This window comes from Rhodoferax sp., assembly GCF_023700745.1.
In the GTDB taxonomy this organism is placed as follows: Bacteria; Pseudomonadota; Gammaproteobacteria; order Burkholderiales; family Burkholderiaceae_C; genus Rhodoferax.
The window spans coordinates 267,049-288,508 of record NZ_JAMPYG010000003.1; the positions used below are offsets into that span (position 1 = coordinate 267,049).

At 60.5% G+C, this 21,460-nt stretch carries 23 protein-coding genes; 8 read left to right on the top strand and 15 right to left on the bottom strand.

The window, feature by feature from the left end:
- Positions 1-41 precede the first annotated feature (41 nt).
- The 3 genes from NDJ10_RS05095 to NDJ10_RS05105 are packed head-to-tail and all read right to left on the bottom strand — an operon-like array spanning position 42 to position 1,953.
- Positions 42-1,211, bottom strand: coding sequence for an FAD-dependent oxidoreductase (locus tag NDJ10_RS05095; RefSeq protein WP_296160092.1), 1,170 nt, complete (start codon positions 1,209-1,211; stop codon positions 42-44).
- Positions 1,212-1,261: 50 nt separating this feature from the next.
- Positions 1,262-1,426, bottom strand: coding sequence for a rubredoxin (locus NDJ10_RS05100; RefSeq protein WP_296160093.1), 165 nt, complete (start codon positions 1,424-1,426; stop codon positions 1,262-1,264).
- Between the two features lie 44 nt (positions 1,427-1,470).
- Complete coding sequence (locus NDJ10_RS05105; protein WP_296160094.1) at positions 1,471-1,953, bottom strand: rubrerythrin family protein; 483 nt, start codon at positions 1,951-1,953, stop codon at positions 1,471-1,473.
- Between the two features lie 188 nt (positions 1,954-2,141).
- On the opposite strand from NDJ10_RS05105, the gene pip reads away from it, so the two are divergent.
- Positions 2,142-3,116: a prolyl aminopeptidase gene (gene pip / locus NDJ10_RS05110; RefSeq protein ID WP_296160095.1), complete on the top strand. Its 975-nt coding sequence runs from the start codon at positions 2,142-2,144 to the stop codon at positions 3,114-3,116.
- A 21-nt stretch (positions 3,117-3,137) separates the two neighbouring features.
- Here pip and NDJ10_RS05115 read toward each other — a convergent pair whose 3' ends face one another.
- The 10 genes from NDJ10_RS05115 to NDJ10_RS05160 form a co-directional block, all read right to left on the bottom strand.
- Entirely contained in the window at positions 3,138-3,593 is a 456-nt protein-coding gene (locus NDJ10_RS05115; RefSeq protein ID WP_296160096.1) for a hypothetical protein, read from the bottom strand.
- Between the two features lie 88 nt (positions 3,594-3,681).
- Positions 3,682-5,064, bottom strand: coding sequence for a glutamine synthetase family protein (locus tag NDJ10_RS05120; protein WP_296160097.1), 1,383 nt, complete (start codon positions 5,062-5,064; stop codon positions 3,682-3,684).
- 77 nt (positions 5,065-5,141) lie between these two features.
- Complete coding sequence (locus NDJ10_RS05125; RefSeq protein WP_296160098.1) at positions 5,142-5,570, bottom strand: nuclear transport factor 2 family protein; 429 nt, start codon at positions 5,568-5,570, stop codon at positions 5,142-5,144.
- A gap of 7 nt (positions 5,571-5,577) precedes the next feature.
- Entirely contained in the window at positions 5,578-6,357 is a 780-nt protein-coding gene (locus NDJ10_RS05130) for an SDR family NAD(P)-dependent oxidoreductase (protein WP_296160099.1), read from the bottom strand.
- Positions 6,358-6,359: 2 nt separating this feature from the next.
- Entirely contained in the window at positions 6,360-6,896 is a 537-nt protein-coding gene (locus NDJ10_RS05135; RefSeq protein ID WP_296160100.1) for a DUF3833 family protein, read from the bottom strand.
- Positions 6,893-8,173 carry an MFS transporter gene (locus NDJ10_RS05140; RefSeq protein ID WP_296160101.1) on the bottom strand — a complete coding sequence of 427 codons (1,281 nt, stop codon included), beginning with the start codon at positions 8,171-8,173 and terminating at the stop codon, positions 6,893-6,895. The genes NDJ10_RS05135 and NDJ10_RS05140 overlap by 4 nt, the downstream gene beginning before the upstream one ends.
- Positions 8,170-8,742, bottom strand: a complete 573-nt coding sequence (locus tag NDJ10_RS05145) for a chalcone isomerase family protein (RefSeq protein ID WP_296160102.1) — start codon at positions 8,740-8,742, stop codon at positions 8,170-8,172. The genes NDJ10_RS05140 and NDJ10_RS05145 overlap by 4 nt, the downstream gene beginning before the upstream one ends.
- Complete coding sequence (locus NDJ10_RS05150) at positions 8,739-10,007, bottom strand: cyclopropane-fatty-acyl-phospholipid synthase family protein (protein WP_296160103.1); 1,269 nt, start codon at positions 10,005-10,007, stop codon at positions 8,739-8,741. Before NDJ10_RS05150 ends, NDJ10_RS05145 begins: the two co-directional genes overlap by 4 nt.
- A 42-nt stretch (positions 10,008-10,049) precedes the next feature.
- Complete coding sequence (locus NDJ10_RS05155; RefSeq protein WP_296160104.1) at positions 10,050-10,856, bottom strand: DUF1365 domain-containing protein; 807 nt, start codon at positions 10,854-10,856, stop codon at positions 10,050-10,052.
- The gene (locus NDJ10_RS05160) at positions 10,853-12,172 is read right to left on the bottom strand and encodes an NAD(P)-binding protein (protein WP_296160128.1); all 1,320 of its coding nucleotides are present in this window, start codon (positions 12,170-12,172) and stop codon (positions 10,853-10,855) included. Before NDJ10_RS05160 ends, NDJ10_RS05155 begins: the two co-directional genes overlap by 4 nt.
- 122 nt (positions 12,173-12,294) lie before the next feature.
- Between NDJ10_RS05160 and NDJ10_RS05165 the strand changes: the two genes are divergently transcribed.
- The 7 genes from NDJ10_RS05165 to NDJ10_RS05195 all read left to right on the top strand — a co-directional run bounded on the left by NDJ10_RS05165 (position 12,295) and on the right by NDJ10_RS05195 (position 18,476).
- Positions 12,295-12,918, top strand: coding sequence for a TetR/AcrR family transcriptional regulator (locus tag NDJ10_RS05165; RefSeq protein WP_296160105.1), 624 nt, complete (start codon positions 12,295-12,297; stop codon positions 12,916-12,918).
- Between the two features lie 146 nt (positions 12,919-13,064).
- Complete coding sequence (locus NDJ10_RS05170; RefSeq protein ID WP_296160106.1) at positions 13,065-13,478, top strand: DUF3597 domain-containing protein; 414 nt, start codon at positions 13,065-13,067, stop codon at positions 13,476-13,478.
- 35 nt (positions 13,479-13,513) lie between these two features.
- Positions 13,514-14,113 (top strand): DUF937 domain-containing protein, encoded by a 600-nt coding sequence (locus NDJ10_RS05175; RefSeq protein WP_296160107.1) that lies wholly within the window; start codon positions 13,514-13,516, stop codon positions 14,111-14,113.
- A gap of 26 nt (positions 14,114-14,139) precedes the next feature.
- Positions 14,140-14,955: a mechanosensitive ion channel domain-containing protein gene (locus tag NDJ10_RS05180; protein ID WP_296160108.1), complete on the top strand. Its 816-nt coding sequence runs from the start codon at positions 14,140-14,142 to the stop codon at positions 14,953-14,955.
- Positions 14,956-15,133: 178 nt separating this feature from the next.
- Positions 15,134-16,336 (top strand): ammonium transporter, encoded by a 1,203-nt coding sequence (locus NDJ10_RS05185; RefSeq protein ID WP_296160109.1) that lies wholly within the window; start codon positions 15,134-15,136, stop codon positions 16,334-16,336.
- Between the two features lie 1,117 nt (positions 16,337-17,453).
- Positions 17,454-17,783, top strand: coding sequence for a DUF4145 domain-containing protein (locus NDJ10_RS05190; protein ID WP_296160111.1), 330 nt, complete (start codon positions 17,454-17,456; stop codon positions 17,781-17,783).
- Positions 17,784-17,894: 111 nt separating this feature from the next.
- Positions 17,895-18,476, top strand: a complete 582-nt coding sequence (locus tag NDJ10_RS05195; protein ID WP_296160112.1) for a hypothetical protein — start codon at positions 17,895-17,897, stop codon at positions 18,474-18,476.
- Positions 18,477-19,028: 552 nt separating this feature from the next.
- Here the strand turns inward: NDJ10_RS05195 and istB are convergent.
- Both istB and istA read right to left on the bottom strand, forming a co-directional pair.
- Complete coding sequence (istB, locus tag NDJ10_RS05200; protein WP_296160113.1) at positions 19,029-19,841, bottom strand: IS21-like element helper ATPase IstB; 813 nt, start codon at positions 19,839-19,841, stop codon at positions 19,029-19,031.
- The gene (gene istA / locus NDJ10_RS05205) at positions 19,831-21,345 is read right to left on the bottom strand and encodes an IS21 family transposase (RefSeq protein WP_296160114.1); all 1,515 of its coding nucleotides are present in this window, start codon (positions 21,343-21,345) and stop codon (positions 19,831-19,833) included. The genes istB and istA overlap by 11 nt, the downstream gene beginning before the upstream one ends.
- Positions 21,346-21,460: the final 115 nt, after the last annotated feature.

Below are 21,460 nucleotides of genomic sequence, written 5' to 3' on the forward strand. Positions count from 1 at the left end.
GCGCAGCAGTTTTTACTTTTTGGCAGGCACAGAGGCCAGCTTCAGACCACCCGCTTGACCAGCTCAGCGCGACGACTGGTGTGCGAGCCGCTCAGGGCAAACCCTTTCACCGCCTGGGTCTCATCGGTGAATAACCAGACGCCGGGTCCGCTTTGCGCCCACTGCCCCACCGTACCAGGTTCGGCCGGCGCCACCACCACCGGCAGCGCCGGGGTTTTGATGGCCACCGGCATCAACGGAAACTGCACCTGGGTCGGCCGGCCCGCCAGCGTGGCTGCCAGCGCCTTGGCCGCGTGCATGATGGGCATGACATAAGGCATCGTCCGGCCACCTGCGTATTGGACGGCATCCCCCAGTGCATACACGTTGGCAGCGCTGGTTTGCAAGCTGGTATTGACCACCATGCCACGCTCGCACTGCAGCCCGGAAGCTCGCGCCAGCTCCAGGTCGGCACGCAGGCCAATCGCACTGAGTACCACGTCTGCCTGCAAAGTCTGGCCGTTGGCCAATTGCACGGTCAGGGCACCACTGCGCTCGGCCAGATGATTGACAGCTTGTACCGTAGTACCAAAATGCCAGGCCACGCCCTGGCTGGCCAGTGCCTCGCGCAGTTGCTCGCCCAGGCCAGCAGGCAGCAATGCGCCAATCGGGTTGCTGGAGGGATCAACCACCGATACGGCAAAACCTGAACTGATCAGATCGTTGGCAAATTCGCAGCCGATCAACCCGGCACCCATGATGACGACGTGCTTTTGGGCCGTTGCTGCTTGATCCGTTTCCGCGCCACGGGTCAGGCGCGCGTGAAAGACCGAGAAATCCTGCAGTGAGTTGATTGACAACACCGCGCTGGCGGCATCACCGGCCATGGGGAGGCGGATCGGCTGCGCACCCGTGGCCAGCACCAGCTTGGCATAAGTGAAATCACCGGCGCTGGTGCGGACGGTTTGACTGGCGGTATCGATGGCGGTGACGCGGGTATGCGCCAGCAGCGTGACCTGCTGGCTGTGCGCCATGCTGGCCGCGGGCGTGGTCACCAATTGCGCCGGCCCACGTTTTTGTGCGAAGGCGTTGGACAGCGACGGTTTGGCATAAAAGTCGCCGCTGTCGGCCGTGATCAGCAACACTGGCGTGGTTTTGTCCAGTTTGCGCAATTCGCGCGCCGCAGTCCAGCCAGCCAGCCCGGCGCCAATGATGATGATGGGGTTTTCCATGGTGTTCTTTGAAGTGTTGGGGACAGAGCTGAAGATCTGTCCCCAAGATATTAGATTTCAACTGCTTCGAAGTCGGCCTTGGCAACGCCACAGTCCGGGCAGGCCCAGCTCTCGGGCACGTCAGCCCACGGGGTGCCAGGGGCAATGCCGTCTTCGGGACGACCAGCCGCTTCGTCATAGATGAAGCCGCAAACGATGCAAAGATAAGTTTTCATGGTGTTGTTCCTGTTTGAATTGAGGGGTAAAGGACAGTACGGCGTTAGACAGCAACTTTGGCCAGCTGGGCCTTGTAGTGGTTGGCGTGGCGTTCTTCCACCTTGGCCAGGGCCGCAAAACGTTTTTGCGCCTTCTCAAGCGTGGCCTTGAACTGCGCCGCATGCACTTTGCTTTCTTCAATTTGCTCGTCCATTTCGGCGATGGCGGCCGTCTGGCCCTCGGCTTCGGCCGTGGCACGGAAACCCGGGTACATCTCGGTGTACTCGTAGGTCTCGCCGTCAATGGCAATCTGCAGCGCCTTGGCCGGTGTCATGCTGGCTTTGGGGTAGAGCAGGTCAAGATGGCCAAAGGCGTGCATCACCTCCTGGTCGGCGGTTTCTTCAAAGGCGCGGGCAGTGTCTTCGTCGCCCATTTCGCGGGCCAGTTTGGCAAAGTAACGGTACTTGATGTGGGCCATGGATTCGCCGGCAAAGGCAGCTTCCAGGTTGGCAAGGGTCTTGATTTCGGGGCGGATGTTTGCAGTCATGGTGAGCTCCTGAGGTTTAAAACAATTTACTGATAGAAGATATCGATCAGCACGGGGATAATGTTAGCCTGAAACTATTTATTAAGCCAATTGGAATTTGCTAATGGATTGATAGGAACTATCAGAAAAAGCGTGGTGCCGTTGATGACGGTCCAATGGTCCGACAATCACGTTTTGATCCCAAAGCCATGACAAGCCCTATGTTTCCAGCCCCTGATCCCCTGTTTCCGCCGATTGAGCCCTACCTCAGCGGCAATTTGCCCGTGGACGACCTGCATACCCTGTACTGGGAAGAATGTGGCAACCCGCAAGGTGTGCCGGTGCTGTTTTTGCACGGCGGACCGGGCGCGGGCTTGTCGCCCGCACACCGCCAGTTTTTTGATCCGGCTTTCTACCGCATCGTGTTGTTTGACCAGCGCGGCGCTGGCCGGTCCACGCCGCTGGGTGAAGTCCGACAAAACACCACGCCACTGCTGATTGACGACATTGAGCGTCTGCGGGTTCTGATGGGCATTGACCAGTGGCTGGTGTTTGGCGGCTCCTGGGGTTCGACGCTGGCGCTGGCCTATGGCCAGGCTCACCCTGAACGCTGCAACGGCTTCATCTTGCGCGGCATTTTCTTGTGCACCCCGCCCGAGATTGACTGGTTTTTAAACGGCATCAAATGGTTTTTTCCGAAAGAACACGCCCAGTTTGTGGCAGGCATCCCGGACGCTGAGCGAGGCGATTTGCTGCAGGCCTTTGGGCGTCGCCTGTTCGGTGCTGACCCGGCAGAAAACCTGCGGGCGGCGCGCGCCTGGGGCCGCTTTGAGGGCAGTTGCCTGCATTTGCTGCCGCACCCGGAGGTGGCCGACCAGTTTGGCTCGGACGCCGTTGCACTCGGCGTGGGGCGGCTGGAAGCGCATTATTTTTTGCACAATGCTTTTTTAAGCGACGACCAGCTCATCCGCAATATCGGACGCATCACGCACCTGCCAGCCGCCATCATCCAGGGGCGTTACGACGTGGTGTGTCCGGCGCTGTCTGCCTGGCGCCTGCACGAGGCCTGGCCACAGGCGAATTTTCAGATGATTGAAGGCGCCGGCCATGCCGCTTTTGAGCCCGGCATCGTGGCTGCCCTGGTCGCCGCTACTGAAAAATACAAGCGCAACGGCACGCTGTAGTCACAGACGCCGTGCGGTGCGTCAATCGCGACCAGGGCCGTGGCCTTTTTTGTATTTTTCATGCCCACGGTTCCCATTGTCGCGACGGCCTTCGCGGCGGTCCTCCCGGCGCATGTCGCGGCGATCAGGCGCACCGTAATAACGCGGTGCATAAACATCCCGGTACCAGCCATCCTGCACAAAGTAAACGGGTTGTCCGCAAGCGTTGTAGCGGTAGCAATGTTTGTCCCATTTTTTCTCGTGGCCGGGTGGCACACGCAGGTAAATGGGCTGGCGCATCATGTTGATCGGTCGTTGCTCAATGATGACCGGTTGCGGGTAAATCAGCAACGGACCGGGCACGCGCCCGATATCGATGCGCCCGTAAAAACCGGGCTCGGAAATATTGACGGACACACCCACATCGGCAGCGGATGCCGTTGTGTGAAACAGGACAGCAACCAAGGTCCAACCCAGGAATTTTTTTGAATTGTTCATCAGTTCATTCTAGGAAAAGACGCACTTGCAGCTGGTAAGCGGATGTAAACGCCTGCGGGCTTGAGTGGGTGCTGTCAACGGACCCAATTTACACCTGCGGCAACAAAAAGCGCCTCTCCCAGGGACTGATTTCGCTCTGAAAACTCGCCAGTTCAAGGGCCTTGACTGCGCAATAGCCGGTTACAAATTTTTCCCCGAAAAACGCCTGAGCTACCCTGCTGTGCTGCATTTTTTGCAAAGCCTCCTCCATGCTGCGCGGTAGGCTGTGGGCCGAGTCATAACCGTTGCCGGCCAGGGGCTCGGTGGCAGCCAGCTGCTCCTGCAAACCCTGGAGTCCGGCCGCCAGCGATGCTGCCATGGCCAGATACGGGTTGGCATCGGCGCCGGCCACGCGGTTTTCAATCCGGCGCGCCGCCGGGCCACTGGCCGGAACGCGCAAGCCGGTGGTGCGATTGTCATGACCCCATTGCAGGTTCACCGGGGCCTGGCTGCCAGACACGTAACGCCGGTAGGAATTGACGTTGGGCGCCAGCATCAGCATCAGCTCGGGCAAATAGGCTTGCAAACCGGCAATGAAATGCGCCAGACGCGGGCTCGCGCTGCCGTCCGCCAAGCTGAACACGTTGTCACTCTTGGCGTCAAGCACGCTGATGTGCAAATGCATGGAACTGCCGGCGCTGGCAGCCAGGGGTTTGGCCATGAAGACAGCGTTGAGCCCGTGTTTCAGCGCAATCTCACGCGCGGCATACTTGAACAGAAAAGCCTGGTCCGCCACCGCCACCGCATCGCCGTGCAGCAGGTTGATCTCATATTGCGTGGCACCCACCTCATGAATCCAGGTGTCGGTGGCAATGCCCAACGTGCGGCAAGCATCGCGAAACTCGTTCCAGAACGGGGCCAGCTCGTTGAGCATGTTGAGGCTGAACGCGCTTTGGCCAACCTCGGCGCGCCCACCGCGGGCGACGGGCGCCTGCAAGGGCTGCGTCGGGTCGGCGTTGGGCGCGGTCAGATAAAACTCGATCTCGGGCGCCACCACCGGCCGCAGGCCCAGGGCAGCGTACTGCGCCAGCACGTTTTTCAGCGCGCTGCGCGGAGCGAACTGGCACAAGCTGCCGTCAAGTTCCAGGCAGTCGTGAATGGCCACAGCGCGCGGCACGCTGGACCAGGGCGCAAGCGCCACTGTGGCGTAGTCGGGCAACAGCCGCACGTCGGGATCCGAGTCGGGAAACACCGGGTTGTAGGAATAATCCCCCGTCACCGCCTGCATCGGAATGGCCTGGCAGATGCGCAATTCACCACCTTCCAGAAAACTCTCGGCGGGCATCAGCTTGCCGCGCGGGTAGCCTGAAATATCGGGAAAAATGCACTCCACGTCGCGCACGCCGTGCTGGCTGAAAAGAGCGTCAATGTCATCACCTGGCCGGGCTGGCGTGGCAGGGACAGCCGAAGGGAAAGCATTGGACTGGGGCATGGGGCCTGAGTGCAAAGTGAAGGTACACCCAGTTTAAGCCCACAGCGGAAATGGCGGGTCCGGCTTGCTGAGGCGATTTAGCGATTGGCGCGCCGCTTTAACCAGCGCATCAGGCCACCCACGAGCGGCAGCTTTTCGTACAGTTCCTCGGCCGCGTCCCAGTAGTCGCGGTGCAGGGTGATGCGACCAGCCTCGTCGAGCACCAGGTGCGAGCCGCCCAGAATGCACTGCGGCTGTCCCACTGAAAAGCGCTTGAAGGCAAAGTGGAATTCCCAGGTCAGAAAGCACTGCCGGCCATCGACGATGCGCCCGGTGATGACAAAGCGCGGCTGCACCAGGCTGACCTCCATGTGGCGAAAAATGGCGGCAATGGCAGGCCAGCCGCGCACGTCGTTGAACGGGTCCTTGAAACGGGCGTTGGGGGCATAGAGACTTTCCAGCGTGTCGATGTGCCTGGGGTCGAGCGTCTCGAAGGCGTGCACGATGGTGTCGACAGATGGTTTCATGGTGGCCTCAACTGGACTTCAGGCGCCGGGTCAGGGCGAAATAGACGGGGTAGGGCAGGCAGCGCAGCATTTTCATCCAGAAGGTGAAACGCTTGGGAAAATGGATCTCGAACCGGCCGCGCGCCCAGCCATTCAATATGGCCTGGGCCGCCTGCGCGGGGCTGATGAGCGCCGGCATCCGGAACGCATTTTGTGCCGTCAGCGGTGTCTCGACAAAGCCCGGGTTGATCAGCGACACCCCGACGCCGTGACGGTGCAGGTCGAGGTAGAGTGTCTCGGCCAGGTTGATCAACGCGGCCTTGGTCGGCCCATAGGCCAGGCTGTTGGGCAGGCCCCGGTAACCCGCCACACTGGCCATCAGGCTGATATGGCCACGCCGGCCGACCGGCTGCGCCAGCAGCCCGGGCAGCACGGCGTCAAGCACATGCACGGCACCGAGGTAATTCACCTGGTTGTGGCGCAGCCAGTCGGGCAGGTTCGGCCGGTCGGCGGTCATGGCACGGTAGTGACCGGCGCAGTACACCACGGCGTCGAGCGGGCCTTGCGCCAACAGCACCCCGGCAGTGCGCCTGACCGCCGGTGCATCGGTCACGTCCAGCACGGCCGCCTGTGCGCCGGGGTGCTGGCTGACAAATTTTTCCAGCGCCGCTGCGTCGCGGGCCGACACAATCACTTGTGCGCCCTGCGCATGCAGGGCCTGGGCGGTGGCGCGCCCAATGCCGCTGGAGGCACCCACCAGCCAGACCCGGCGGCCCGCCCAGTGGGTCATGCGCGCGTTGAATGCCATGGTCAGCGCTTCACAAACGACAGGGTAACCTCGCCCAAACCGACACCCCACTTGCGCATGGCGGCCTTGTTGAGCATGACTTTGTCATTCATCAGGTACATCCAGTCGTCAAACTGCACCTCGATGACGCGGCCATCGACCGGCAGCGCCAGCGTGTAGGTCCAGTGAAAGGCGTTGCCGCTTTGCTGGCCCTCGGCCGTGCCCACCACGTCATCGGCCTGACCGGTGTAGCGGCCGTCTGCGAGGCGCTGCAGGCGCCAGACCCGGCGCTGCGTGCTGCCGTCCGAATAGCTGAAAGCCTCATCGAGTACCCCTTGGTCGCCCTGCCAGCTGCACACCATGACGACGGTGAAACGCCTCACCACCTGGCCGGAGCGGTCGGTAAAAATACCGTAGGCGTCCAGCGTGCCGTTGAAGTAATCGCGCAACTCCAGCACCGGTTTTTGCGTGGCGTAGTCGGTGATTTTGGGCGTGCTGCAGCCGCTCAGGGCCAGCGCCGAAGAAAGCCCAGCGGCAAGCATCAATAAACGTCGTTTCATGGCGAGGGCGTCCGGGCCGCGGGTTGGCGATAAAAAAGGTGGAGCAGCAACGCGGCTCCGGTTTTGAGCCCGCAGGGCAACAGGCAGTAAGCCACGGTGAGCACCTGCAGGGCGTGGGCGTCACGCGCACCGGGGGCGTAGCCGAGCCAGCCCAGCAAGGGCAGCGCCAGGCCGGCCGCCAGCGCCAGATTGAGCTTGGTGGCAAAGTTCCACCAGCCAAAATAAGCGCCATCAGCGCGACCGCGGTCCCCCGCCTCGTGGATCAGGCCCGCTAGCATGGCGCCGGGCAGCGCCAGATCACTGCCCAATGCGGCGCCCGACAGGGCACACACGATCAAAAACAGCGCGCCATCGCCAGCACCGAGTTGGCTGGCCCACAAGAACACCAGCACCGACAGGCACATGCCCAGCAACCAGCTGCGCGCCAGCCCGAATCGGGCCACCGTGCGCAGCCAGAGCGGCATCGACAGGGCGGCACAGACAAAATAAAGACCCAATGCCGCTGACTGCAGCGCCTCGGAACCAAGGAGACGGTCCTGCACAAAAAACAGCACCAGTGTGGCTGGGATGGCACTGGCAATGCCGTTGAGCATGAACACCGCGAGCAAGCGCCGGAAAGCCGGCCGCTGCCAGGGATGCCAGAGACTGGGCGCTGCGGCGACCGGCCCGGCGGCGCGGCACGCTGGCCGGGGCGCGCACGACCAGGCCCACCAGCCCAGGCCCAGCGTCAGCCACAGCAGCAACAGCATCACCGGCACACCCAGCATATTCCCCACCACGGCGGCCAGCACCACACCCACCAGCCCCAGCCCTTCGCGCCAGGCCACCACGCGGCTGCGTTGCAATGCATCCCCACCCAGCATCGCGCCCCAGGACTGGTGCGCCACCGCCAGGGCGCTGTAGGCCAGGTAGGTCAGCACCAGCCAGCCACCGGCCCACCACAGCAAGGCATCAGGGGTGCGCACGGTGGGCAAAAAAATGGCGGAGAAACCCAGCCCGAGCAGCACCGCCGCCGCCGCGCCAAACGCCAGCACGGCAGCGATGGAGCGTGCAAACAAGTGGTCGCAAACCCGACCCAACCAGGGGTCCAGCACGGCGTCGAGCAAGCGCGCAGCCAGCAGCACCGCACCCAGGGCAGCCAGGGACACGCCCCATTGACGCGCGTACAGATTGGGCATCAACACATACAGCGGCAAAGCGCAAAACGCCAGTGGCAAGCCCAGCAGGCCATAACGCCAGCCGTCTCGCCTACCGAAACTGGCGTTATCGATTGTCATGGCGTGGTGACCGCACCAGCCGCAGGTGTCAGCTGCTGCAACAGCGCCAGCCGCAAGCCGGGTTCCGAGGTCTGCGGCGACAACCAGATGGCAAAAAAGCGGCGAGCAAATTCCGCGTCAGCGATCTCGCCCACAGGCTGGCCGTTGAAAACAAAACCTGCCCCGACGCCCGGCTGGTGGATGCCGGTCAGGCGCTCACCGGCCTTGACATCGGGGAACAGTGCGCGCATCTGGTCGCTCCAGCGCCGGGCCTGGTCAGCGCGGAGGGGTGCCTGGCGTGCCATCTCGGCGAGCGAGCGCTTGGCAATGTCGGCACCTGCAAAACCGCGCAGGTAGACCAGCTCCAGCGCAAAGCCATGGTCCGCATAGGCCGCTGCGGTAAATCCCGGCGCCACCCACAGAGAGGCCTGGTACACGTCAAGGCCCCAAAAAGTCAGCTTGGCCTGACCTGCCAGCGCCGCGGTGGGCAGCGCCACGCGCAACTCGGCGGGCGGGCTATTGGCCCATACCTGCACACTCAGCAGCCCTGCGACACCGGTCAACAGAGCCTGCCTGGCGAGGGGCTTCATGGGGCGGGCTTGACCAGGGTGTATTGCACCAGGTCGATGTTGCCCGCCTCAAAGGCCGCTTCGCAATAGGCCAGGTAGAACGCCCAGATGCGCATGAAGCGGGTATCGAAGCCCAACTGGGCGACTTCGGCCTGGCGCGCCAAGAAGGCATCGCGCCAACGGCGCAGGGTTTCGGCATAGTCCAGGCCAAAGGCAAATTCGTCTTCGACCACCAGGCCTGCGGCCTGCGCCTGCTGGCGAAACTCGCGCGGACACGGCAGGCAACCACCCGGAAAGATGTACTGCTGGATGAAGTCGGTGCCCTTGATGTAACGCTCAAACAGGGGGTCGCTGATCACGATGCTCTGCACACAGGCACGGCCACCGGGTTTGAGCAGGCGGCTCACGGTCTGGAAATACTGCGGCCAATAGGCTTGGCCCACCGCCTCGACCATTTCAATCGAGCAAATGGCATCAAAAGCTGCGTCTGAAATGTCGCGGTAGTCCTGCAGGCGCAAGTCGGCGCTGGCACCCGCACCCGTGCTGACGCCCAAGTTCTGCAGTCGCTGCTGCGCGAAAGCCAGTTGCTCGGTGCTCAGGGTCACACCCACCACGGCGGCCTTGAATTCGGTGCTGGCCTGCTCGGCCAGCGCGCCCCAGCCACAACCGATTTCCAACACCCGGTCGCCCGGCTTGACCCGGGCCATTTGCAAGGCGCGGCGCACCTTGGCAGTCTGGGCCTGCGCCATGGGCTGTGAAAAATCGCCGTCAAACCAGGCCGACGAGTAGTTCATGGTCTCGTCAAGCCAGAGCCGGTAAAAGTCATTGCCCAGGTCGTAGTGGGCGTGGATATTTTTGCGGCTATTGGCACGGCTGTTGTGCTGCAACAGGTGCTTGATGCGGTACAGCAGGCGCCCGCCCCAGGTGCCGTAAATGACCGACTCCATGGCTTGGCGGTTGACTGCAAACAGCTTGAGCAAGGCGGTCAGGTCAGGCGTACTCCAGTCGCCCGCAATGAAACTTTCGGCAAAACCGATGTCACCCGATTTCAGCGCCGCCGCGAACACTTTCCAGTTATGCAACTGAAGGGTCGCACAGGGATGCTGCGGGCTGGGCAGCGCATGCTGATGCGGGTGTTCGCCGTAGCGCCGGTGCGAGCCGTCGGGCAGCACCAGCGTGAGGGCGCCGTGGCGCAGTTGCTCAAGCAGGCGCAAGGCGGCGCGCGCCGAAGCCGGGGCGTGCTGCGGGATGGCATAACGGGGGGCAACAGAAGTGGCGGTGTTCATGGTCAGGTCTGAGCAGTGGAATGGAACAGGAAGTGGCTGGACTTAGCGGGTAATGAAGGTTTGCGGTGGCGCAGGCTTGCGAAAGAACGGGACCTTGCGCAACCACAATTGCAGCGCCTGCCAGTGGATGCGAACCATCACGCCCAGCGTCATGGCGGGGTAGCGCCACAGGGCACGGCGCAAAGCCAGTGGGGTGATGGGCTCCAGGGCGCCGCTGATGCTGGTTTTGAGCAGCACTGTGGCCCCCGGGTCACTGGCCTCGGCATCAAAATAATCAATGCGGGCCACGGTACGCTGCGGGCCAGGGCCAAAGGTGCGCATCAGACGAAAGCGGTAATGCCCCTGCACCTCGCAGAACGGCGACACATGAAACACCTTGCTGGCGCGCTGCTCGACACCGTACTGCGGGTGGTCGAGCAGGTAGCAATGGCGTTCGCCAAAGGTGTTGTTGACCTCAACCACCACCGCGCGCAAGCTGCCGCCCTGGTCGTCGGCACGATGGCAGTACCAGAAGCTCACGGGCTTGAAGGTATAGCCCAGCACACGGGGGTAGGTATGCAGCCAGGCTTCGCCGGTGGCGTCAAAAATGCCCGCGTTGTGCAGCAGTTCGTCAAGCCAAGCGACAGCACCGCCTTGCGCTGGTGCGCGGCCATCACCATGGTCGGTTTCAAAAAAGCTCAGCGGACCGGGGCGGTTGATGGCCCAGACGCCTGCCGCTGGCGCTGCTGTCTGGCTCAGGCTGCGCAGGGGCAGCATGAGGAAATAACTGGGGTAGACAAAGGCATTGGCCACCGGCCGCTGGCGCGCATGGCGCACCTCGCCAAAACCGATCAGCGCTTGCGCTGTCATGCCAGCGCTTCCTGGCTTGCCACGTCAGCCAACAGTTTTTTTGCCGCTGCCAAGCCCGCCTTGAGGCCGTCTTCGTGGAAGCCATAACCCATCCAGGCGCCAGCGTAATAGCGATGCTGCTGGCCTTGCAACAGGTGCATCCGGCCTTGCGCGGCCACCGCAGCCTGGTCGAACACCGGGTGCGCATAGTCGTACTCTCCCAAGATGTTCGCGGGGTCGATGGCACGCGCCGGGTTCAGCGACACCAGCACCGGCTGCTGCCAGGGCAGGGGCTGCAAACGGTTGATGAGGTAATGCAGGCAAACCCTGGCGTTCTCATTGACCGTGGCGGGTGCGCGCTCGTAATTCCAAGCCGCCCAGGCCGCCTGACGCTTGGGCAGCACCGACACATCGGTGTGCAACACGGCGCGGTTGGGCTGGGTGCGCATGGCGCCCAGCGTGTCGTGCTCTAGCGATGTCGGCGCGGCCAGCATCTCCAGGGCCTGGTTGGCGTGCGTGGCAATGATGAGCTTGTCAAAATACGCTTGCCCGGCATCGGTGCTGATGCGCACACCAGTCTGCTGGGTGGGCGTGGCGCTCACCGATTCAATACAGCGCACGGGGCTGTTCAGGTGCTTGTTCTGAATGCCGGCGGTGATTTTTTCGACGTACTGCCGCGCGCCGCCCTGCACCGTCCACCACTGCGGCCGGTTGGTGATTTGCAGCAAACCATGGTTATGGCAAAAACGCACCATCGTGGCCACCGGAAACTGCAGCATCTGGGCTGTGGGGCAGCTCCAGATGCAGGCCATCATGGGCAAAAAGTACCAGTCGCAAAAGGCGCTGTCAAAACGGTGTTCACGCAGGAAATCACCCAGCGGTTGCGTCAGCTCAGCCTCGGTACCACTGTGGGCCATGCGGGTGGTGAGCGCGTTGAAGCGCAACAAGTCGCGCAGCATGCCCCAAAAGCGGCCATTGACCAGGTTGCTACGCTGGGCAAACACCGTGTTGAGGTTGCAGCCGCTCCACTCCAGCGCCCGCACGTGGATGGGGTCAAAAGCCTGCACCGAAAACGACATGTCCGACTTCGCGGTGACCACACAGAGTTCGGCAAACAGCTTCAGCAAGTTGGGGTAGGTGCGCTCGTTGAGCACCAGAAACCCCGTGTCCACGCCGTGGGTCACCAGGCCCTGGCGTGTGGGCAGCGTCACGTCCACCGTGTGGGTGTGACCGCCAAAGTAGGACCCGGCCTCGAACAGGCTGACCTCGGCACGACCGGACAAGGCATGGGCCGCTGCCAGACCAGAAATTCCAGAGCCCACGATGGCAACTTTCAACGACACATTTATTCCTTTAGACTGCAAATGCTATTTAAATACTGATTGGTCACAATTTAACTTGATAGTATTATTGCCGCAGGACATTTCACTTTTCCCAAACCAAAAGCAACATTTCTTATATGGTTACTCGCAACGGCACCCGGGTCTCTTTCAAGGCGCAAATGCTGCAGGCGCGCGAAGAAGCCATCATCCAGACGGTCAACCATTTGCTGGCCAGCAAGGGTTTTGAGGCCATGACCGTCGATGAGGTAGCGGCCGACGTGGGCATTGCCAAAGCCAGCCTGTACAAGCACTTTCCCAGCAAGGAAGACCTGGCCGCCGCCGCCATGGTGAGTGTGATGCACCGGGCCCAGGCGTTTCTGGACAGCCTGCCGCCAGAGGCTGCCCCCATGGACAACTTGCGCGCCGCGGTGGCTTGGACCATGGGACTCAAACTGGTCGGCGAAATGCCGTCGCTGCCGAGCCAGAATTCCAGCCTGCGCGCGGCGCTGATGAGCAACAGCGCCTACATGGATGGCCTGATCGAGGTCAGTGACAAGCTGGGTGGCTGGATCGAGGCGGCGCAGGCGCAAGACAGCCTCAACCCCAAACTGCCCGCCATCGCCGTGCTCTACACCCTGTACGCCCGCGCCTGCGACCCGGTGCTGGAGTTCCTGAAAATGAGCGGCTTGCACACCGACGAAGAAATCGTCAGCCTGGTCATGATCACCTGTTTCGAGGGGCTGAGCGCGCGGCCGACATGAAACAAATGGTAACTCTCCGAGCGTTGCGCTTTATCAATCGTACGATGCCTGCTGGCCTCTACCATCAATTAACCAATCGGTATTGGTCATCGCCATTCTGAGCCATACAGCAGCATCGCCCAGTCACAACAAACAAGGAATACACCATGGGATTCTTCAGCAAGATACTTGAAAAATTGGGCATCGGCAGCGCCAGCGCCGCAAGCACCACAGCCCCCCCTGCCGCACCGCCAACCATCACAGCGAGTCCGAGCTCTGACACCGTTCCGGCCGCGCCGCCGGCACCCAATCCGATCGCCATGGTCGATGTCGTGGCACAAATGGAGCAGCGTGCTGCGGCAAACCCGCAAAAGCTGAACTGGCGAACCTCCATCGTCGATCTGTTGAAACTGCTCGATCTCGACAGCAGCCTGGCGGCGCGCAAGGAGCTGGCCACCGAGCTGGGTTGTCCGGCGGACTTGATGGGGGATTCGGCGCAGATGAACATGTGGCTGCACAAAAACGTCCTGGCGCACATCGCCGCCAACGGCGGCAATATTCCGCAGGCCTTGCTGGACTAAGCCGGCGGCGCAGGCACCAACCCAGGAGAAAACATATGCAGTTAACCGACATCCTCGCCCAAATGGGCGGCCTCCAGTCGATGTCCCGGGAGCTGGGCATCAGTGAGAGCCAGGCGTCAAGTGGCGCCGCGGCACTCATTCCGGCGATTCTCGGTGGCCTCAAGAACCAGGCCCAGTCGCAGCCCGCGGGCATTGAAGGGCTGGGTGGCCTGCTCGGGCAACTCGGCGGCGGCGGTCTGCTCGACCAGGTACTGGCACCGGAGCCGACCGACGTGAGCCAGGGCAACGAGGTACTGGGGCAGATTTTCGGATCCAAGGACGTGAGCCGCGCGGTGGCGCAAAACGCGGCGTCGCAGTCGGGGCTTGACCCGTCCCTGCTCAAGAAGATGTTGCCGCTGCTGGCCATGCTGGTTGCCGGATTCATGGCGAAACAGGGGGGTGACAACACGGCAGCGCCAAGCGCAGACACGGGCGACGGCTTGGGGGCGGGGCTGGGCGGCATGCTGGGAGGACTGTTCGGTGGCCAGCCCGGCGGCGCTGGCAGCGGATCGGGGCTGGCCTCGATGCTCGACATGAACGGTGATGGCAACCCGCTGGACGACATTCTGCACATGGCAGGCAAGGCGATGCGTTAAACACAGCATTTCGATTGGAACAACCCATGGACACCGGAAAAATTACCAGCTGGATGGATCAGGCGCAACCCATTCTGGTGGCCTTCGGCCTCAAGGCCTTGGGTGCCATTGCGGTTTTTGTCGTGGGTCGCTGGTTGATCGGCCTGGCAACCAGGCTCATCGGCGCTGCCATGACGCGGCAACAACTCGACTCCACGGTGCAACGCTACCTGGTCAGCTTCATCACGGTGGCGCTGAACATCATCTTGGTCGTCGCCATCCTGGGCTACTTTGGTGTGGAGACGACCTCCTTCGCCGCGTTGGTGGCCGGTGCCGGTGTGGCCATTGGCGCGGCCTGGAGCGGTTTGCTGGGCAACTTTGCGGCAGGGATTTTTTTGCTGGTGCTGCGACCCTACCAGGTGGGTGAGTACGTGATGATTGGCGGCATCGAGGGCACCGTGATGGAGCTGGGCTTGTTCGGCACCACACTGACCACGCCTGACAATGTCAAGACCATCGTCGGCAACGGCAAGATCATGGGCAACGATATCAAGAATTACTCGGCCAATCCTTATCGGCGCGTCGAACTGGTCGCGCAGCTGGCTGGCAGTGCCGATGCGCACCAGGCCATTGCCCTGTTGAAGGAGGCCGTTTCAAAAGTGGAAAACACCCATAAGACCCCAGCCGTTGATGTCGAGATTCTTGAATTCAACGAGTTCGGGCCAAAGCTGGCGGTGCGGCCATACTGCCACACCAAAGACTACTGGCAGGTCTATTTCGACACCAACAAAACAATTGCCGACACACTGGGCGCGGCGGGCTTCCCGGTCGCCACCCGGCCCGTCAGGATTTATCCCGTCTGACACTCACCCTGTTTCAAACCCGCCCCAATTCGGGTTGAATTGGGGTGAAACCACATTTTTTGCACAAGCATGGGTTGTTAACTTCCATTTGGGCATGTTCTTTGCTTTATGTTGGTGCGTTTTTGATTTTTCGATCTTTGACGCACCAATTCAAATCAATTTTCCCCAAGAGGTTCTCATGGAAGCACTCAAACAGGGCGCAGACACCCTGTTCATTCTTCTCGGCGCTGTCATGGTGCTGGCCATGCACGCAGGTTTTGCCTTTCTGGAACTGGGCACGGTACGGCGCAAGAACCAGGTCAATGCTCTGGTGAAGATACTGGTGGACTTCTCGGTGTCCACCATCGTCTATTTTGCGGTCGGTTACGGGGTGGCCTACGGTGCCCACTTTTTTGTCGGGGCCGAGCAGTTGGCCGCCAAGAACGGCTATGAGCTGGTCAAGTTTTTCTTTTTGCTCACCTTTGCCGCCGCCATCCCCGCCATCATTTCGGGCGGTATTGCCGAGCGAGCCAAGTTCTGGCCACAGCTGATTGCCACGGCCGTCATCGTTGGCCTGATTTACCCGTTTTTCGAGGGCGTGGTGTGGAGCCAGCATTTTGGCGTGCAGGCCTGGATCAAGGCGGTCACCGGGGCCGAGTTTCACGATTTCGCCGGCAGTGTGGTGGTGCATGCGGTGGGCGGCTGGATCGCATTGCCTGCCGTGCTGCTGCTGGGCGCGCGCGCTAACCGCTACCGCAAGGACGGCGGCATGTCAGCCCACCCGCCCAGCAGCATTCCATTTTTGGCACTGGGGGCCTGGGTGCTGACGGTCGGCTGGTTCGGCTTTAACGTGATGAGCGCACAAACACTGGACAAGATTTCCGGCCTGGTGGCGGTCAACTCACTGATGGCCATGGCGGGCGGCACGCTGGCGGCCCTGGCGCTGGGCAAGAACGACCCCGGCTTTGTCCACAACGGCCCGCTGGCGGGCCTGGTGGCGGTGTGCGCCGGCTCGGACCTGATGCACCCGCTGGGCGCGCTGGTGGTCGGCGCTGTGGCGGGCGCCATTTTTGTGGTCATGTTCACGTTGACGCAAAACAAATGGAAGATTGACGACGTACTGGGTGTCTGGCCATTGCACGGCCTGTGCGGCACCTGGGGTGGCCTGGCCGCCGGTATTTTTGGTGCCAAGGCCATGGGAGGTCTGGGTGGCGTGACGCTGGCTGCCCAACTGATCGGCACGCTCATGGGTGTAGCCTGGGCTGCTGGCGGCGGCCTGCTGGTGTACGGCCTGCTCAAGATGACCATGGGCATCCGCCTGAGCCAGGAAGAAGAATACGACGGTGCCGACCTGTCGATCCACAAGATCAGCGCGACGCCCGAGCGCGAGGCGAACTGGTAAGGACATGTATTCTGGACAAATAAAGTCGTAAACAGGTCATTAAAGTCGTAAACATGGGCCTAGCATCCATGCGGGTTCGCGGCCCGTTGGATTAAAACTACGTATTTTTTATAGTCGTAAACAGCCCATCCATTTGACTGGCCCCGACCCAGAGCGGTCGCAGAACTCTCCGAAGTAATCGCCTGCAAACCGAAGTACACCAACGCCTACGACCTCTGCTCCAGTGACCGCTGATGGGATGTCCAACTTTCATAGTGGTCGTCGGTCATCGAACAGGTGCCGACATTGGGGGTGTTTGCCTGATTCCGGTCATTGGGCGAACCGAAGTCTCAATACCGGTCACACAGGTTTGAAAAATGGAATGTGGCCTTGGTCGACTCCTGAGCAGCGGTGGCAGTCGGTCACCTCGAAATCGGGAGAACCCGGTTTGGGCCAGTTCCCGACGCTCGTCGGTGACAGCTAACCGGTGGGCAGATTTTCAACTTTCTTCGTCGATGCATGACTCTGATTGGCAGCTAGTTGCCGGTCACGCTCTTCCTTGATACCGGACATTACGCCCATGCCAACGGATAAAAATTTCGCCCAGTACACGTAAGCCCCTTCGGTTCGTAGGCTATAGTGGAAATAGCGAAGCCGCTAACGCACATGGTCCACAGGGCGGGTTGATTGCAACAAGGGAGTACCGGGTTTCATGAAAGATTTATATCTGTACGCTTGTACTGCATACGGTCTGCCAGCCCAATGTTCAAGGGGGTTTGGGGCTTTTTTCCAACAAGATGTATCGGTGCATCCCGGATGGATCAACCGGGTTTTGCCGTCTACATTACGTTAGAAGGCTCGAGAAGCCATGACAAACCTGACGCCGCACCTGCAACTCCCCCGCTGCCCCCATTGCAGCGTGGACACCCCTTCGCTTGTCCAACAATGGCGAGGACAAACAAAAGACCAAGCAGGTATGAATCTGCGGAGTTGGGTTGTGTACTGCTGCACACGGTGCGGCGGATTGGTCACAGCTTGGTCGCCAAATTTCGACGGACCAGTGCAGGATCACTTTCCAAGCACTGCGGCTATCCCGAGCGATCTTCCCGCGCGAGCACAAACATTTTTGGAGCAAGCGGTGTCCAGCATTCACGCTCCTGCCGGAGCTGTGATGCTTACTGCGAGTGCTGTGGATGCGATGCTTAAGGCAAAGGGCTACACCCAGGGCTCCCTGTACGCTCGCATCGACAAGACAGCGGAAGATCACGTAATCACGTCAGACATGGCGCACTGGGCGCATGCCGTACGTTTGGATGCAAATGACCAGCGCCACGCAGATGAGGCGGCATCGTTGCCCGACGAAGGTGACGCAAAGCGATGTATCGACTTCGCGTCCGCGCTCGGCCAGTTTCTTTTTAGCTTGCCAGCTTGTGTTCATCGCGGTCTTACTCCGCCGTCTAGTCAATGAAGGCTAACAGGTCGTTCGACTCGGACGGCCTATTGGCCGCCGGTCAACTCCGACGCTAGGCATGTAGCACCAATGCGGATATTCATTGCCCCAATCCTGTTAAGCCTCGTATTGGCATCCATTTTTGGATTCGTTCTTGGCCAAGCCTGGAACCTTGGATGGCAGCTTCCGGTGGGAGTAACCGTCAGCATTTTCATTGCCGTACTCACGTTCACCACAACTATTCATCACTACTACGCGGTGAGGCGCCACAACGAACTTCAGGTTCAGCCGCATCTAATCTTAGACAGTAAATTTGATAGCACATCCAAGGACAACTTTCATACCTATAGTCTGTCCGTAAAAAACGTCGGGCTGGGCCCCGCCATCATCGACACCTATTCATTGACGATTGAAGGCAAAGCAATCTCCGACGCCGATACCGTCTTTACAGAATTTTTGCGATTCGTGAATCGAGTGATTCCGACACGAGGTAAGGCTGAAGTGCAAGCGATGTATCTTTCCAATGGTGAAGCCATTGACAAGGGTACTGAGAAGATTCTCTTTGTGGCTAGATGGCCTACCGAGGGCCGCAGCTTTATGCAGGGGCGAGAAATTGCGAAACAACTGGCGGACGAAATCAGATTTCAGATCAAATATCGCTGTCACTATGAAAGGCAGTTCTCGGTCAACCGAACGCCAACTGATGCCTAACCCATCCATCAACACGGACGCTGCGCGATGAAGCCGCGTAGCCTCCGTTATGTCAGACGTTAATCGCACCCTGTCACAGCCAATCAAACGGCTGCTGTCTGGGCTACGTCAGCTTTCGCAGCAGAGTTGAAATTAAAGTCCGGCAATTGAGTGACCGCTATACGGTAGGCAACTCCCAGTCTCGTACGTCGCCTTTGGGTCGGGACCTGCCCGGCATGTTGGAAACTCGAATGACAGCAACGGGTCGTGAAGAGCCCTTGGCCCGGATTTTGGGCATTTCAGACCTGACGGACGGGTCAAGACCCAAACCGGGTGCTCCCGATTTCGAGGTGATCGACTGCCACCGCTGCCTTCGAGTCGGATGGCGGACCACCAAAGCGTTGTTGGAGCGAACGACCGCTTTTCAATTTCTTTGGCGCCGGCGAATGACCGCTTGGCCTACCTGCAGCTGACCGCTTTGGACACGCTGGAGGTACCCACTGTTGATTCCAGCGTCAATCTGAGCCAGTTTGCAGTCGAATTTTGAGCCACACGGTTTAAAGGTATTTTTGGCTACTCGATTGTGGATAAGTCTACATTTGATGCGTCTCCTTTCTGTATTTTTGCCCTGCTGGCTTTGCGTGCTGGTCTGATCTGTGCACTTGAATTCTTGAACCTCCAGCTGTCATTGCCGGTCTCCACGATATGGCAGTGATGGGTCAGTCGGTCCAATAGCGCGGTGGTCATCTTGGCGTCGCCAAACACGCTGGCCCATTCCGAGAAGCTCAGGTTGGTGGTGATCACCACACTGGTTCGCTCGTAGAGTTTGGACAGTAGGTGGAATAGCAAGGCACCACCGGACTGCGTGAATGGCAGATAGCCCATTTCATCCAGGATCACCATGTCCACGTACATCAGGCGGTAAGCTAGTTGCCCTGACTTACCCTGCGCCTTCTCTTGCTCCAGGGCGTTGACCAACTCGACCGTGGAGAAGAAGCGCACCCGTTTGCCATGGCTGCGGATTGCATTGACTCCGAGGCTGGTGGCCAGGTGCGTCTTGCCAGTTCCCGGCCCTCCGATGAGCACCACGTTGTGAGCCGACTCCAGGAACTTCATCTGGTGCAGATCAAGCACAAGGGCTTCATCTACATTGGCCTGGGTGAAGTCGAACCCTGCCAGATCGCGGTGTGACTGGAACCTTGCCACCCGCATTTGGTAGGCCATCGAACGCACCTCACGCTGTGCCGATTCTGCCTTGAGCAACTGGTGCAGAACCGTTTCATGGTCCAGCGTCTTCAGCCGTGCTGTGCCCAACACCTCCGGCCACGCACTGGCCATACCGTGCAAACTCAAGCCCTTCAGGGCGGCAACGATGTCATTGGACATGGCTGACCTCCTGGATTCGCAAGCTGTCGTAACGCATGACGTTGGCTAAGGGCTGTGTCTGCAGGGTCAGTGGCGTATCGATCTGCAGCGAGGCCATCGGGCGCGCGGCATCTTTGAGACGGGCCAATGTGTTCAGAACGTGTTCGGCGCTTGCCCGCCCTGCCTCCAGCGCAATCTCAATGGCCGCCAGGACGGTGTCCAAACCATGCAGTGGAATGGCGCTCAGAACCTGTGCCATTACACGGTCCCCACCTGCGTTCTTGAGCAATTGCCGCTGCAACTCCTGCAGCGGCTCGGGCATGGTTTTAAAGGGAGCGCCATTGCGCAGGGCTCCAGGCTTGCGCTCTATCAGGCTGATGTAGTGGCGCCAGTCATAAAAGGTCTGGTCACGCTCGAAGCTACGCACCAGGTCGACCACCTCACCGTGACTGTCCACAATGCGCAGGATCTCGGGATAGGCCCGCAAGCTAACCACGGTGTTCACCCATTCACAAGGCACGCTGTAGCGGTTGCGCTGGAAGTGAATCAGCGCCGTGGAAGTGACCCGCGTGGGCAACTCAACATAGCCATCGAATGCCCTGGGCAAGGCCATCAGGCGGCTGCGCTCATCCTGCATGACATCGGCCACTGTGAGCTCCGGCCAGTCCGGGTGGCTGAGTTCAGCCCAACTGTCCTGGCAGGCCTGCAGCAACCAGGCATTGAGCTCAGCAAGACTGGCCCAGCGCTTCTCTGCCGCTTCCCGCCAGATGTGCCGGCGCCGGTCCTGCACGTTCTTCTCCACTCGGCCCTTCTCCCAGCCCGCTGCGCGGTTGCAGAACTCGGCCTCAAACAGGTAATGCCCAGTCATCGATTCAAACCGGGCATTGACGCTGCGCTCCTTGCCTTTGCCCACCTTGTCCACGGCCGTTCGCATGTTGTCGTAGATGCCGCGTTTGGGCACGCCACCGAACACTTCAAAGGCCTTGGTGTGTGCATCAAACAGCATCTCGTGGGACTGGGTAAAGTACGCCACCAGTACGAACGCCCGGCTGGCTGCCAACTTGGTGTGTGCCACTTCCAGGCGTTTGCGCAAGCCTCCAATCACCACGTATTCGCAGCTCCAGTCAAACTGGAAGGCCTCGCCGAGCTCAAAGCTCAGGGGCACGAACCCGGCATGGCGTGGGGCGTTGGCTTGCTCTTGCCGCCAGAGGCTGCAAAAGCCGTAGACCAGATTCTTGCTGCCAGTAAAGCCCATGGCCCGGATGGCTTCAAAGTACGCCCGCACACTGCGGCGCTCACGTTTGCCTCGGTAACTGTCGGTCTTGAGCCAGCTTGCCAACTGATCACGATACGGGTCCAGCAGGCTTGGCGCTGGCGCCCGCTGCGGGTAACGTGGCTCTACCATCTGTGGCTCATTGAGCCACTTGGCCGCCGTGTTTCTGGATATGCGCAGCCGTCTGGCCGCTTCGCGCACAGATACGTTCTCACGTAACACCATGCGCCTGAGTTTGCTGAGGGTTCCCACGTCTATCACTCCTAATCACCCCTGCTCAAAAATGAAGCAAGAATTGTGGATAACGTGGCTCAGTTTTCGACTGGAATTCCTACTTTTTTGGCCCAACCTTCATTTGGAATCAACA